Source organism: Ottowia beijingensis (assembly GCF_013423955.1).
In the GTDB taxonomy this organism is placed as follows: Bacteria; Pseudomonadota; Gammaproteobacteria; order Burkholderiales; family Burkholderiaceae_C; genus Ottowia; species Ottowia beijingensis.
Genome location: NZ_JACCKX010000001.1, coordinates 1,493,134 through 1,506,338 on the forward strand (window position 1 = coordinate 1,493,134; position 13,205 = coordinate 1,506,338).

At 66.4% G+C, this 13,205-nt stretch carries 16 protein-coding genes and 3 pseudogenes; 4 read left to right on the plus strand and 15 right to left on the minus strand.

The window, feature by feature from the left end:
* Positions 1-57 precede the first annotated feature (57 nt).
* Positions 58-426: a hypothetical protein gene (locus H0I39_RS07480; RefSeq protein WP_180550081.1), complete on the plus strand. Its 369-nt coding sequence runs from the start codon at positions 58-60 to the stop codon at positions 424-426.
* On the opposite strand, the gene H0I39_RS07485 is transcribed toward H0I39_RS07480, so the two are convergent.
* The 15 genes and pseudogenes from H0I39_RS07485 to merR form a co-directional block, all read right to left on the minus strand.
* On the minus strand, positions 390-1,652 hold the full coding sequence (locus H0I39_RS07485) for a site-specific DNA-methyltransferase (protein ID WP_180550082.1): 1,263 nt from the start codon (positions 1,650-1,652) through the stop codon (positions 390-392). The two genes, H0I39_RS07480 and H0I39_RS07485, sit on opposite strands and share 37 nt — an antisense overlap.
* Positions 1,649-3,064: a site-specific DNA-methyltransferase gene (locus H0I39_RS07490; RefSeq protein WP_009238691.1), complete on the minus strand. Its 1,416-nt coding sequence runs from the start codon at positions 3,062-3,064 to the stop codon at positions 1,649-1,651. The genes H0I39_RS07485 and H0I39_RS07490 overlap by 4 nt, the downstream gene beginning before the upstream one ends.
* A gap of 354 nt (positions 3,065-3,418) precedes the next feature.
* Complete coding sequence (locus H0I39_RS07495) at positions 3,419-3,817, minus strand: DUF6362 family protein (RefSeq protein ID WP_042427227.1); 399 nt, start codon at positions 3,815-3,817, stop codon at positions 3,419-3,421.
* 202 nt (positions 3,818-4,019) lie between these two features.
* Positions 4,020-4,495, minus strand: a pseudogene (locus H0I39_RS07505) (crossover junction endodeoxyribonuclease RuvC).
* Positions 4,496-4,636: 141 nt separating this feature from the next.
* On the minus strand, positions 4,637-6,919 hold the full coding sequence (locus H0I39_RS07510) for a phage/plasmid primase, P4 family (protein ID WP_180550083.1): 2,283 nt from the start codon (positions 6,917-6,919) through the stop codon (positions 4,637-4,639).
* Positions 6,912-7,139, minus strand: a complete 228-nt coding sequence (locus tag H0I39_RS07515) for a helix-turn-helix domain-containing protein (protein WP_145864790.1) — start codon at positions 7,137-7,139, stop codon at positions 6,912-6,914. Before H0I39_RS07515 ends, H0I39_RS07510 begins: the two co-directional genes overlap by 8 nt.
* Positions 7,136-7,873, minus strand: coding sequence for a PD-(D/E)XK nuclease family protein (locus H0I39_RS07520; protein WP_180550084.1), 738 nt, complete (start codon positions 7,871-7,873; stop codon positions 7,136-7,138). Before H0I39_RS07520 ends, H0I39_RS07515 begins: the two co-directional genes overlap by 4 nt.
* Positions 7,870-8,358 (minus strand): DUF6511 domain-containing protein, encoded by a 489-nt coding sequence (locus tag H0I39_RS07525; protein WP_042427210.1) that lies wholly within the window; start codon positions 8,356-8,358, stop codon positions 7,870-7,872. The genes H0I39_RS07520 and H0I39_RS07525 overlap by 4 nt, the downstream gene beginning before the upstream one ends.
* 8 nt (positions 8,359-8,366) lie before the next feature.
* Positions 8,367-8,999: a hypothetical protein gene (locus tag H0I39_RS07530; RefSeq protein WP_180550086.1), complete on the minus strand. Its 633-nt coding sequence runs from the start codon at positions 8,997-8,999 to the stop codon at positions 8,367-8,369.
* A gap of 5 nt (positions 9,000-9,004) precedes the next feature.
* Positions 9,005-9,858, minus strand: a pseudogene (locus H0I39_RS07535) (ATP-binding protein).
* Positions 9,858-10,631: a BRO-N domain-containing protein gene (locus H0I39_RS07540; RefSeq protein WP_180550087.1), complete on the minus strand. Its 774-nt coding sequence runs from the start codon at positions 10,629-10,631 to the stop codon at positions 9,858-9,860. The pseudogene H0I39_RS07535 and the gene H0I39_RS07540 overlap by 1 nt, the downstream one beginning before the upstream one ends.
* A gap of 2 nt (positions 10,632-10,633) precedes the next feature.
* On the minus strand, positions 10,634-10,915 hold the full coding sequence (locus tag H0I39_RS07545) for a hypothetical protein (protein ID WP_180550089.1): 282 nt from the start codon (positions 10,913-10,915) through the stop codon (positions 10,634-10,636).
* Positions 10,916-10,917: 2 nt separating this feature from the next.
* Complete coding sequence (locus H0I39_RS07550; RefSeq protein ID WP_180550091.1) at positions 10,918-11,397, minus strand: hypothetical protein; 480 nt, start codon at positions 11,395-11,397, stop codon at positions 10,918-10,920.
* Positions 11,398-11,408: 11 nt separating this feature from the next.
* The gene (locus tag H0I39_RS07555) at positions 11,409-11,597 is read right to left on the minus strand and encodes a helix-turn-helix transcriptional regulator (protein ID WP_257646272.1); all 189 of its coding nucleotides are present in this window, start codon (positions 11,595-11,597) and stop codon (positions 11,409-11,411) included.
* 279 nt (positions 11,598-11,876) lie between these two features.
* Complete coding sequence (gene merR, locus H0I39_RS07560) at positions 11,877-12,266, minus strand: mercury resistance transcriptional regulator MerR (protein ID WP_180550092.1); 390 nt, start codon at positions 12,264-12,266, stop codon at positions 11,877-11,879.
* 41 nt (positions 12,267-12,307) lie between these two features.
* Here merR and merT point away from each other — a divergent pair.
* The 3 genes and pseudogenes from merT to H0I39_RS21880 all read left to right on the plus strand — a co-directional run.
* Positions 12,308-12,676 (plus strand): annotated as a pseudogene (merT, locus tag H0I39_RS07565) (mercuric ion transporter MerT); the annotation flags it as partial.
* A 16-nt stretch (positions 12,677-12,692) separates the two neighbouring features.
* A complete protein-coding gene (merP, locus tag H0I39_RS07570) occupies positions 12,693-12,986 on the plus strand; it encodes a mercury resistance system periplasmic binding protein MerP (protein WP_053822775.1) in 294 nt (97 codons plus the stop codon).
* A complete protein-coding gene (locus H0I39_RS21880) occupies positions 12,983-13,204 on the plus strand; it encodes a GDCCVxC domain-containing (seleno)protein (RefSeq protein WP_082371571.1) in 222 nt (73 codons plus the stop codon). The genes merP and H0I39_RS21880 overlap by 4 nt, the downstream gene beginning before the upstream one ends.
* Position 13,205 lies beyond the last annotated feature (1 nt).

Here is a 13,205-nt window from a genome sequence, read left to right on the forward strand (position 1 = left end):
TCAATCGAACAGCGCGTTACTACGGGTGTCGCAACGATCAACCCGAAGGAGCCAGAGATGAACACCACCACGCAGATCCCCGCCACCCAGAACGAAGCCTGGGGCTTTTGGGGCACGATGAACGAACACGCCAGCGCCGCATGGCCCTTGGCGATGACCGCCATCTCGGACGCCACCAGCCAGCCGCTCGAATCGGTTCGGGCCTTCCTCGACAGCCGCCACGGACGCCACTTTGCCGACGACGTCCAGAACGGGCGTTACGAGGGCAAGGCCCTGGCGGACGCGATCAACGCAGCCACCCAACGCTGGATGGGCTGGACGATTGGCCGCCAGACCAGCAAGCAATACGGCATCCCGCGCGGCCTGCCTTACCTGACGGGCTTCGTGATTCACTGCGAGATCGTCGACGAGTCGCTCGCCGCCTGATCAAGCAACGCGCCATCCGCCTCGCGAGTGGCCTGCTTCCCGGTGAGCTCTTCCCACCGACGCACGATCACATCCACGTACTTCGGATCGAGTTCGATCAGCCGCGCGACACGGCCTGACTTTTCCGCTGCGATCAGCGTCGTGCCAGAGCCACCGAAGGGATCGAGCACCACGTTGCCAGGGCGGCTCGAATTGCGGATCGCGCGCTCGACCAACTCCACCGGCTTCATCGTCGGGTGCAAGTCGTTCTTCTGCGGCTTCTTGATGTTCCAGACATCCCCCTGGTCGCGGTCACCACACCAGTGGCGTGTCGCCCCCTCGGGCCATCCGTAGAGGATCGGCTCGTATTGGCGCTGGTAGTCGGCGCGCCCCAGGGTGAAGGTGTTCTTGGCCCAGATGATGAAGGTCGACCACTTGCCACCGGCGGCGCGAAAGGCGGCCTGCAGCACATCCAGTTCGCTGGAGGACATCGCCACGTAGATACCGCCCCGGCAATGGGCCACGGCGGGCGTCAGTGCCGCCAACAGGAAATCGTAGAAGCCGTCACCCAGGTTGTCGTTCAGGATCGCGCGATCCTTGCCGCGCATCTTGTCCTTGGCGCTGTTGGCGTAGTTCACGTTGTACGGCGGGTCGGTGAAGACCATGTCCGCCACCGCGCCTTGCATCAGGTGGTCGTAGCTCTCGGCCACGGTCGAGTCGCCGCACAGCAGCCGGTGCTGGCCCATGATCCAGACATCGCCCGGACGCGAGATGGGTGTCTCGCTGACCTCGGGCACCGCATCCTCGTCCGTCTGACCCTCGTTGTCCGGCTCGTCGCCCGCGATCAGTTCAGCCAGCGCGTCGGCGTCGAAGCCGGTGATGTCTAGATCGAAGCCTTCGAGTTGTAATGCTTCCAGTTCGATCCTTAGCATCGCATCGTCCCAGCCTGCGTTCTCTGCGATGCGGTTGTCGGCAATGACCAGGGCCCGGCGCTGGGTCGGCGTCAGGTGATCGAGCACGACCACCGGTACCCGTTCCAGACCCAGCTTCTGGGCGGCAGCGAGACGACCGTGGCCAGCGACGATGATGCCGTCGCTGCCCGCCAGGATCGGATTGGTGAATCCGAACTCCGCGATGCTGGCGGCGATCTGCGCCACCTGCTCCTCGGAATGGGTGCGCGCGTTGCGGGCGTAGGGCAGCAACTTGGCGGTCGGCCACTGTTCGATCTTGTCGGCCAGCCAGTTCATGCCACCACCTCGGCATCCGGGGTGGTGGCGCGCTCAACGGCGACCTGCTCGAAGGACTGACCGGTGGCGATCAAGGTGACCGGTATGCCGGGGTGGTTCTGCTGGAACCGCTTGATGGCCACGTCCACGTACTGCGGGGCGATCTCCACGCTGCAGCAGATCCGACCGGTGCGCTCGGCGGCCAGCATCGTCGTGCCGCTGCCGCCGAAGGGCTCAAACACGATGTCGCCCGCGTCCGTGTAAGCCTCGATCACGAATTCCGGCAGCGCCACCGGGAACACGGCCGGGTGGTCAATGTCCTGGCCGATCTTGCCCTTGTGGCGCATCACGCGGATCACCGAGTCGGGGATACGGGTGTCTTGCGTCGGCAGCCCCTTGTGCGTCCAGCCGCCCACCTCGCCATCCTTGCCGCGCATCGCGGTGGACGACCCGTCGGCGCGCAGGTGGGATTCCTGGCCTGCGTGCTTGCAGGGGACGATCTTGTTCGGCTTACGGCTCTCCCGGTTGAAGTGAAAGACGAACTCGAAGCTCGGCGCGAAGCGGCCTGCCCAGTCGCCGGGCATCCCCGGCCCCTGATCCCAGACGTACCACGCAAAGCGCCGCCAGCCCTGCTGGCGCATCCAACCCAGCCAAGCGTCCCAGTACGGGATCACTTCGTTATCGCGGTGGATGAGGCCCAGGTTGACCAGCACCTGACCGTCGCCTGCCATCGGCAGGTGCGCGAACACGCCGCGCATCAGGCCGTCCCAGTCGGCGATGCCGCCAGAGGTGTAGTCGCGCTGGTTGCCGTAGGGCGGCGATGTGAAGCACAGCCGCGCGGCATCGCCTTGCATCAGCGCAGCGACCACGTCCCGGTCGGTGGCGTCACCACAGATCAGGCGGTGCGGGCCAATCGCCCAGACATCGCCGGGGCGGGATACCGCCATGACGGGTACTTCCGGCACGTCGTCGGCCGCGTCAGACTCGTCGGCTTCAGACTCTGATTCATCATCCGCGACGGCCACCGCGCCGGTGAGCAGTGCCTCGATCTCGGCTTCCTCGAAGCCGGTCAGAGCGAGGTCGTATCCCGCGTCGGACAACTCGGCCAGCTCCAAGGCCAGCATCTCTTCGTCCCAGCCTGCATCCAGTGCCAGTCGGTTGTCGGCAATCACCAGTGCCCGCTTTTGCGCGACGGTCAGGTGGGCCAGTTCGATCACCGGCACCTGATCCAGGCCGAGCTTGCGCGCAGCGGCCAAACGCCCGTGCCCGGCGATGATGCCGTTGTCGCCGTCGACCAGGATCGGATTCGTCCAGCCGTACTCGACGATGCTGGCCGCGATCTTGGCGATCTGGCTTTCGGCGTGCGTGCGCGGATTGCGGGCGTAAGGAATCAGCGCCTCGACCTTGCGGTACTCGACGTTGAGCGTGTTCAAAGTGGGAATCCCAAAGCAAAACCCGCTGAGCGTTGCCGCCGGGCGGGTTGGTTGAATGAAGATTCTGGTGGGGTGGTAACTGCGCCTGGGGGTGGTAACCGGAGCCGGTAACCTGGCCGACTGGTAACCTTGCCCGCGCCCTGACGCTAAAAAGCGTCGCGCTCGCGCCCCCGCATTGCGATTTCGGCAGGAAGGACCCCTTTTGCCTCGGGCCGCTCGCCGCGCCGTCGCCGCTGTCCAGAAGATAGCTGAAATACTACCCCGACCGGGCTGATTTGTTGCGGGGTCAAAAACCGCTCAATGCCGCCGATGCCCGCGCATTGCCGACCACCTGCGCCAAATCACGCCAAATCCCTACGCAGTGACGACGCCATTGAGCTGGTCGGTGACCGTCTGCAAGGCGCGCTGCCAGCGCCGCCATGCCGTCGTGCGGTCGCAGGCGAAGCGGATCGTGATGTCGCGCCAGCCGTAGCGCTTGGCCCGCATCCACACGAGGTGGCGCTGCTCGACCTCCAGCCACTGCACCCACTTCATCGTCTCCAGCATCCGCTCGATGGCGTCCGGGCTGGGCGGGTACGGTCGATAGACCGTCTCGTCGGCCGCGAAGGCTTCCCACTCCTTGCGCACGATGATCGGCCAGGTGTTGAAGTAGCCCTGCACGCGCACGGGCGGCAGGCGTCGTCCGGTGCTGGCCGCTTCCTCGAAGCGCGCGGCGACGTCTTCGATTGTCCAAGCAGCGCGACGATCAGCCATGACGTGCGCCTCCTGTCCGTAGAGGCGTTCGCCGATGCGCCGCACGAACTCGCGCTCGATGAAGTCGAGGCGTTCGTCGGCGGCGTTGACGACAAGGATGTGCTGGTCGCGCCAGCCGCGTTGCTTCATCGCCTCGAGGTCGGTGATCTCGGGTTGCACGCGGCCCAACGGGCAGCGATAGGTGGGCGTGGGAATCTTCATCTCAATCCTCCCGTTCCAGATCGTGCTGTGCGATGGCCCAGTGCAGCAGCGCCAGTGCGTCGGCTTCGTTGTCATCGCCGGGCGCGTGGCCGCGCGCGGTGACGGAGGCAGTCACCTCGTCTTTGCCCGCGTTGCCTTTGCCGGTGGCGTGCTTCTTGATCGTGCCGACCGGCACGCCCTGATACGGAATCTGGTGGTGCTCGCACCACGCGGTGAGCGTGGCGAGGAAGCCGCCGTAGGCGTGCGCCGCGTCGGTCGAAACGTGGCGGCGCACCTCCTCGAAGTGCAGCGTGTCGATGCCGTCGGCCACGGCCTTCAGTTCCGTGAGCCAACGCTTGAAGCGCAGGAAGCGCATGCCGCCGCCTTCGAAGCGTTGCGGACGGAAGCTCTCGCTGCCGCTGGTGATGCTGCCGTCGCTGCCGCGCAGCGCCAGCCCGTGATGGTGCCCAAGTCGAGGGCGAGGATGGTCGTGGTCATGTTTGCAGTCCTTGTTCGGTGCGGACTGACGGATCGGACGGATCACATCGAAACTCCCGTGAGGTGCGTGTGCGCGCACGCGCGCGTAGGAGTTACGACGTAGTCCGTCAAATCCGTCAGTCGGGTGTGTCGGCATGGCGGTCAGTTGTCGGCGTAAGGGGTGTAAGCGGCCGTGGGCGGATGTTTGAGGCCCACGCCACGGAAGCCGCGCAGGCCCGCTGTGTTGCGCCACTTCTCGACGCCACGGGTGATGAGCAGATCGGAGAACCGCTTCTGCGAGCCGATGAGCTCGCCAGCGGAATCGGCCCACTGCTTCCAGTCGTTGAACAGCTCGGCGGTCAGCGACTTCGCGTTGGCTTCGCGCACGCAGCGTTCGTCGAGCCAGCGGCCCAGCGCGTCCTCGGCCTCGAAATACTCCTCGGTCGCTTCGAGCACCTGCTGTGGCGGATCGAGCCGACCCAGACGCTGCCAGTCGAGACAGCCCTGAACCGCCCACGCCAAGATGCCGTCGCGCTCGGCCAAGAGCTTCTGCTGGAGATGCTTGTCGCGGCGCTCAGGCGGGACGGTGATCGTGAACGGGATCAGATGCAGCCGCCGCTTCATCGCTTCGTCGATGTTGCGGATGGCGGGCTTGTGGTTGCCCGCCACGACCAGCTTGAACTGCGGGAAGAACTCGAAGAAGTCCTGCCGCATGAAGCGCGCGGAGATCTTGTCGCCGCCGGTGAGGTTCTTGACCTTCGATTCCGCCCAGCGCCGCCCTTGTTCCGTCTCGATGGCGGACACGAAGCGCGCGCCGCGCAGGCCCGCCATGTCGGTCGGATGCCGGTCGGTGCGTGTCTCCATGAAGGTGTCCATCGGCGCGTTGGTCGCGTAGTCGCCGAGGATCGTGGCCAGCGTGTTGACGAACACCGACTTGCCGTTCGCGCCCGTGCCGTACAGGAAGAACAGCGCGTGCTCCTGCGTCGAGCCGGTGAGCGTGTAGCCCGCCATCCGTTGCATGTAGGCTTGCAGCTCGGCGTCGCCGCCGGTGATCTCCACCAGGAACTGCCGCCAGATTGGGCAGTCGCCACCCGGCGTGGCCGTAGTGATCTTGGTCATCCGGTCGGCGCGGTCGTGCGGACGCTGCCTGCCGGTCTTGAGATCAACCACGCCGCCGGGCGTGTTGAGCATCCACGGATCGGCATCCCATTCGGCGGTAGTTGCCGCGTGTCTGCGATCCGCGCGCGCCAGCCGTTCGACGCCGCCGACCGTGCCCGAGCTCGCCAGCTTGGCGGCGATCTTGGGGTTGTCGGCGTGGACGGCGGCATGACGGCAGACGCTGCGGATCAGGTCGGTGGCCGCCAGCGTGTCCTCGGTGCGCCAGCGGTGCCCGTCCCACACCAGCCAGCGGCCCCACGCGGCGACGTAGCGCCAGTCGCGGTGGTAGCGCCGCGTGAAGGCCAACGCCAGCGCATCCTCCGTGCCCCACACCGATTCGTCGCTGCTGACCACCGGCTCGGCGTCGTCGGCGACGTCGTGCATCTGGAGACGCGGGCCGTGGGTGAGGAAGGCCGCGACGTCGAAGCCCTCCATCACGGCGTCTGCCGCGTCCCAGCCGTCCGCCGCTTCCTCGGGCGGGTACAAGATGTGGCAGGTCTTCGCGCCCGCCGACAGGATGGCCTGAGCCGCTTGCGTCGCGTACTCCCAGCCCGGTTTGTCGCGGTCGGGCCAGACCAGCACGGCCTTGCCCGCCAGTGGCGACCAGTCGGTTTTCTCGACCGGGGCGTTCGCCCCGTGCATCGCCGTCGTCGCAACGACACCCGCCTCGATCAGCGCCTGCGCGCATTTCTCGCCTTCGACCAAGACCACCTGCGTGGCGCTGGTCATGCCCGGCTGGTTGTAGAGCGGGCGCGGATCGGGCGGAGCCATCTTGCGGCGGCGCGCGTCCCACGGGCGGAACTCCTTCTTGCGGCCGGGCGGGTCGTAGCGGTAGACGACCGCGATCAGCTTGCCGGAGGCATCGAGGTAGTCCCACTTCGCGGTGGCCGGGCCGAGGTCGTCGACGGGCGCGTCCTTCTTGCTCTTGCGTGCCGGTGCTGCCGGAGCGCGCCCGAGCAGTTCGGTCGCGGCATCGAGCACGCGCGGGAAATTGGCGTGGGCGTCGATGCCGAGGTGCGTGGCGATCAGCGTGAAGATGTCGCCGCCGTCGCCCGTGGCGCGATCCGTCCACAAGCCCGCCTTGTCGCCGGTGAGCACGATCTCCAGGCTGTCGCCCGGACTACCGAGGACGTCGCCGACGAGGAACTTGCCACCGCGCTTCTTGCCTGCCGGGAACAGCGCGGCCAGCACCGACTCCAGACGCGCGCGCAGTTCGGCGCGGATGGCTTCGCGTTCGGCATCGAGATCACGAGGAACGGGCGTCTGCGTGTCGTTGAAATCAAGCATCCGCAGCCTCCTCGCCGGGCAGCTGCTGCGCGACGATCCACGCTTCCAGTTCATTGGGCTTGAAGCGAACGAGCTTGCCGACGCGGTAGTGCGGGATGCGGCGTGCCTTGCGTTCCTTGGCTTGGGAGAGCCAGTACGACGGCAGGTTGAACATCAGCGCGGCCTGGCGCACGTCGATCAGTTGCTCGCCGAGCACCTGATTCAAGGGTGTGTTGTTCATGTCGGCGTCCTCCAGCAGCGGTCTTGCCACGCGCACATGCGGCATTCGAAATGGGTGGGATCGTTGAAACCGCGGGGCAGCAGTTCGCCGGCCTCGGTCGCGGTGATGACCTTGACCGCGCGGTCGGTCATGCGCTGTGCGAGCGCGGCGTCGAAGGGCACCAACTCGACGTAGATCTCCATCGAGTCGGCGTTGATCGCGGTGAACAGCGCCGGGTGTTCATGCAGTTGCAGGTGCGCCTGATACAGCGCGACCTGCGCCGCGTACACCGGCTTGGCGACCGCGAGGCCTTTCGCCTCCAGCTCGCGCCACGACTTCGCGCTTAAGGCTTTGTTCTCCCACAGCGCGGGGTAGCGGAAGCCCTCCGGCCCGCCGACGATCACGCCATCGACGTGTCCGCGCAGCCGACCGTGCGCGTCGGAGAAGCCGAACTGCCCACCGTCGGGCTTGCGCGTGCGCAGGTCGAAGCCCGCGTCGCGCAGCCACGCCACCATGCAGTCCTCCATGACGTGGCCACGCTCGAAGATGCGCAGCATCCGGCCTTCGGTGTCGCGCCCATGATCGACCGGAGCCTTGGCGTACTCGAACTGCAAGGCGCGCTCGCACGCCGCGCCCAGACGCGACGCGCCGAGGTAGTCGCGCGCGGGCTGCTGCGCGCGGACGCGTTGCATGCCGAGATCGACCAGTGCCGTGATCTGGCCGGACAGGCTGGACGAGGAATTGAAATCCATCATGGCTTCCTCCCTTTCGGCTCTTCCCAGGGAAGGTCGTCCTCCAGATCGGCCAAGGGATTGGCCATCGGGTCGCGCGTCGGAACCATGCCGCGCACGGGCGGGAACTTGGTTGCCTCGTGGTGCTCGACCATCGCTTCCGTGTAGCAGGTGACGATGGCGTCGATGACGCGCATCGCCTCGGCTTCCGCGTAGTCGCCCAGGGGCTTGCCGAAGCCGATCTCGTCCGCCGCCTCGCCGAAGGCCTTGAGGCATTTGCGCATCGCGGCCAGTTCGACATCAGAGGGATCGATCATGGAGACCTCCCCGATGCCGACGCGGCCTTCCTTCGCGCGCGTCCAGTTGCCGTAGAGCATGTGAAAGGCGTCCTGGCAGCGGCGCGAGCAGAACACCCAGTCGATCACGTAGCGGCGCGGATCGGCGGTCTTGAACCGGCCATCGGTGTGGCCGTAGCCGCGCGCCTGTCGTTTGCAGACCCAGCATTTCATCCACCCCCTCACTGCGCCCAAGCGGGCTTGCCGGTCACCGGCGCGCGCTGAGGCGCGGGCGTGGTAGCTGCATGGGGAGGCGTGGCTTGCGCCGGAGCGCCCGAGGTGCCGCCGCCGGTCTTGGCCTTGGGCGGCACGCCCATGAGCTTGGCGTACTCGGGGTGGTCGGGTTCGACCGCGAGCTTGACGACGTTGCGATCCAGACCCTTGGTGTCCTTCTCGACGTCCACGCGGGCGAGGAACTCGATGCCGTCCAGTTCGTGGAAGCCCTGGATGCGGCGCGCGGCGGCGGCTTGCGGGCTGTTGTCCTGCGGATGGACGTTGCGCGCGCTGTTGAGGACGGCGCGGATGAAGCTGCGCCCCATCTGGCCCCAGGTCGGGCCCTTCTTCGAGTGCAGGCCGATGTTCGACCACATCTTGCGTTTGGCATGCTCACCGCCAGTGACGACGAACTCGGCGGCGAGATAGATCGCGCCGGTCTCGAAGGATTCGGTGGCGTAGCCGCCGCCCCAGCCTTGTGCCGGATCGTCGTGACCACCGGGCTTGATGGTCATGCGCACCGGCACCAGCGTGCCCTTGGGGATGAGGTCGAAGCCCTGTTGCTGTTCGGCGTCGTTGAAGTCGTTCCAGTTGCTGGTCATGGCGATTACTCCTGAGATTCGTGGGGTGCGGGAATGGCGGAATGGGCTGCGGAACTGGCGGACATGGCTGCGCCCGCGCACTTGGCGATCAGCGCGCTCAGGTCCGGCGGTTCGAGCAGTTCGAGACGACCGCTGCGGTCTTTGCCGGGTAGCCGTAGGGATTGACGGTGTGGGTGACGAAGGCGCGGTAGGCGCTGCCGTCCTCGGCCTTGATCTCGGCCAGCGTCACGACCTCGTCGACGATGCCGGGCAGTTCGAGGCTGGTCTTGCTGCCCTCGATCTGCGGCACGAACACCTTGCGGTTGTAGTCGTCGAGCCGTTCGTCGAGGATGGCGACGAACACCACGTTCTTGCCGCGCGCGTGTTGCAGGTGGGTCAAGGCGCTGACCATCTCCTGACCGAGCAGGCCGTAAGCGCCGCGCATGTCGGGCTTGCCGGTTCGGTCGCTGACCGCCCCCGGTTGCGTCTTGCACCACGCGAAGCACTGGCGCGAGAGCTGCGTGATCGAGTCGAGGAAGAAGGTCTGGTAGCGGTCGAGCTGCGCCGGATCGCCGAACTTCTCGACGACGTGGTCGTAGTGCGCCTGCGAGAACGCGGCCTCCGGCGGCAGGGCCTTGTCCGGCCCGGCGAGGAACACGAAGAAGTCGCGCGACTCGGGCCACGAGGCCGGACGGATGGTGTCACCGGGCCAGTCGGCCACGGCCAGGTCGCCCGCCTCGATGTCGAGGAACAGCGTGGTCGCCGGGTCGAGGTCTTTGAGCCGGGTGGTCTTGCCGATGCCGGACTTGCCGAGCATCAGGAGCTTGACGCCCTTGCGCTCGGCCATGCGCTGCTGCGCGGAGATGATCGGGAGGCTCATCACGCCACCTCCTTCAACTGCTCGGCGACGGCGGGATTCCAGAGAATCTGGTAGCCGCTGTGGCCGTTGCGCGAGTACGGCATGGCCTCGGCCCATGCTTCACCGACCTCGGTCAGTTCCCATTCGTCGCGGTCGTTGCGGAACTGGAAGCCGTGTGATGCCAGCAACTGGTTCGTGGCCTTGGCCGAGCGGTTGAGCAGCTTGCCGAGCTGGGTGGCGTTGAGCGAGCAGATCGGCTCGTTGGCGGCAGCGCTCTTGGCTGGAAGGGCGCGGCGCAGCACCTCTGTGGTGAGGCCAGTGTTCTCCTGAATGCAGGTCAACGTCGCCGCCATCGCAATGCCGGTCTTCACGCCCGGCACCTTGGCGACCGCCTCTCCGATCAGCAGGATCGCGCTCACGCGGTCGTGGGTCGGCGCGGGCAAGGAAGCCAGCGCGCCGGGGGCGGAATACGCGCCGGTCTTGCGGATCGCGGGCAGCACCTCACTGGTCACCCAACGCTTGAAGCGTTTCGCGGCGTCCTTCGTGCTGCCGAGGATCAGGGCGTAGAGGCCTGATTCGTTGACGTGGTTGGCGCGCTGCGTGCGGCCGAGGTTGTCGATGACCTCCAATTTCTGGAGGTCATCGGCATCGACGTGCGACTTGATCGCCTGAGACGGGTTGCCCATCTCCAATGCGTCGCAGACGTCGCTGGCGTTGAACCACGGCAGGCCAGCATCGTCGACCTGCACGCGCACGGCGTGCGCCTCGAACTGGAAGGGAATGATCGCGCTCATGATCAGTCCTCCCACGCGACGTCGACGATGCGGTCGGCCCCGCGCGCGGCGCGCTTGCGCGCCTCGGTGTGGAGTTCCTCCAGTGCGGTGCGGCGGCGGCCGAGCGCCAGGGCTTCGGCGTTGGCGGTCTGGATGGCGAAGGCCAGTTCGTCCACCGTGGCCGCGTCGAGCGCCACGACGACGTCGTGGCCGTCGGCACCGCGATAGCGGATGTCATCGGGAAGGTGTTCGCCGTAGATGGACGGCAGCTGCTTGCGCAGCGAAGCGATGAGGTTGGTGCTCATGATCAGTGCTCCGAATCGAGGGAAAGGGTGAAAGACGGCTTGCCCGGCTCGACCGTGCGAGCAGCGGCGAACTCCTGCTGGAGCGTCGGCGGCCAGTTGGTGAAGCGCGATTCGGAAACCGCCAGCTTCACATCGATGAAGTGCTCGACCTTGTCGCCGGCGGCGACGATGTGGGCGGCGATGTCGCCGAGCTTCTTCTGATCCCAATTGACCTTCTTGGGCAGCTCGAACTTGATGTGCAGCGGGCCGTCGTCGAGGTGCACGGTGCCGAAGTCGCGGCCCGAATCGCGCAGTGCCGTGCGGGCCTGCTCGCCGTAGGCGGCATCGAGCGCCGCGTCGAACTTGGTGCGCGCCTTCTTGAGCCAGTCGAGGGCCTCGTCGAGGTTCTTGTCGATCTCGGCCTTCTGCGCGGCGGGCAGCGCCGCCAACTGGCTGACGGACATCGCGGCGATGTCGGCGGGAAAGAGGGTGATGTCGTTCATGGCATCGCTCCTCAGACCGCCGCGCGCTCGGACGTCGAGTCGTGCAGCGCCTGGCGCTCGAACTCGATGACCGCGTCCACGGGATAGCCGACGCGCTTGGACAACTTCAGGTAGCGCGGGCCGCGACCTTCGCTGCGCCAGCGTTGCAGGGTCTTGGGGCTGACGCCCCAGCGTTGCGCGAGCTCGTTTTCGTTGAGCACCCGGCGGTCGCCGGGCGAGAGGCTGTTGATCGCCTGATGCGGCGACCGGGGATGGTGCTTGCTGCTGTCTGCATGGAACGCTCCTGTTGCGTTGTTGAGGAACAGGTGTCATTCCAGACTTCGGGTGGCGAACCTTTAAGGGACGCAATGGCGAACCACGCGGGAACTTCGGGTTCGCCAAAGTTCTCGCCGATACGAAAACGGCGGGCACAAGGCCCGCCGTCATGGTCGAGGATCAGTCAAGGACGGCTGTGCGTCACTCCGCCTGCAAGGCGGCGATCAAGGGCAGCGCACCCGGCCGCGAATGGCATTGCAGCGCTGCACGAGCTCGGACAGCGCCGCTTCGATGCGCTGCAGGTCAGCCAGTCGTTCGCGAACGTCAACGAGTTTGCGCTGAGCCTGCGCACGCGCCTCGGCGCAGTGCGATCCGTCCTCGAGCTTGAGCAGTTCGGACACCTCGTCGAGACTGAAGCCCAGCCGCTGTGCCGACTTGATGAAGCGGACGCGGCCAAGCTCGTCGGCGCCGTAACGGCGGATACTTCCCTGCGGCCGATCTGGTTCGGGCAACAGCCCCTTGCGCTGGTAGAAGCGGATGGTTTCGACATTGACGCCAGCCGCGCGCGCCAGCGCGCCGATCGTCATCGCCTCGATCTCGGGCGTGCTGTTCATGGTCTTGACTCCGTACTTAAGTACGGAAGTAAGCTTACTCCATGAAACCAGACACCCCAACTGCGCAAGGCAGTACCGGAGGCGGCCGTGCGGCGCTCGCGGCCGGATTCGTCTCGGCCATCCTCGCATCGACCTGCTGCCTCGGGCCATTGGTGCTGATCACGCTGGGCTTCTCAGGGGCATGGATCAGCAACCTGACGGCCCTCGAACCCTACCGCCCGATCTTCATCGGCGCGGCCCTCGTCGCGTTGTTCCTCGCCGGGCGACGCCTCTGGACGAAAGCCCCGGCGTGCGAACCCGGACAGGCCTGCGCGGTGCCGTCGGTTCGGCGCGGCTACGAGCTGCTGTTCGGGATCGTGGTCGCCCTGGTGATCGTGGCGCTCGGCTTCCGCTGGTCGCGCCCTGGTTTTACTGAACGGAGGTTTTATGAAGAGATTGCTTGGTTTTCCGATGCTGACGCTCGCCCTGATCGTGAGCGTGCCAGTCATCGCCGCGACAAAGACCGTCACCCTGTCAGTGCCGGGCATGAACTGCGCCGCCTGCCCGATTACGGTCAAGAAGGCGCTCGGCAAGGTGCCGGGCGTGGCCAAGACGGACGTGAACCTCGACAAACGACAGGCGACCGTGACGTTCGACGACGCGCGGGCGAATGTAGAGGCGCTGACGCGGGCGACCCAGGATGCCGGCTACCCCTCGACGGTGGTCGGGAGCGTGAAGTGACTGCCGTCGTTCTGGAATCGACGTTGACTTGTCCGGAGTGCGGTCACACCAAGACCGAGACCATGCCTACCGATGCCTGCCAGTGGTTCTATGAGTGCGAGGCCTGCCACGCCATACTCAAGCCCAAGCCCGGGGACTGCTGCGTCTATTGCTCCTACGGCACTGTGCCGTGCCCACCAATCCAGGAGCGTGGCAGAGGTAGTTGTTGCGCCAGCTGAG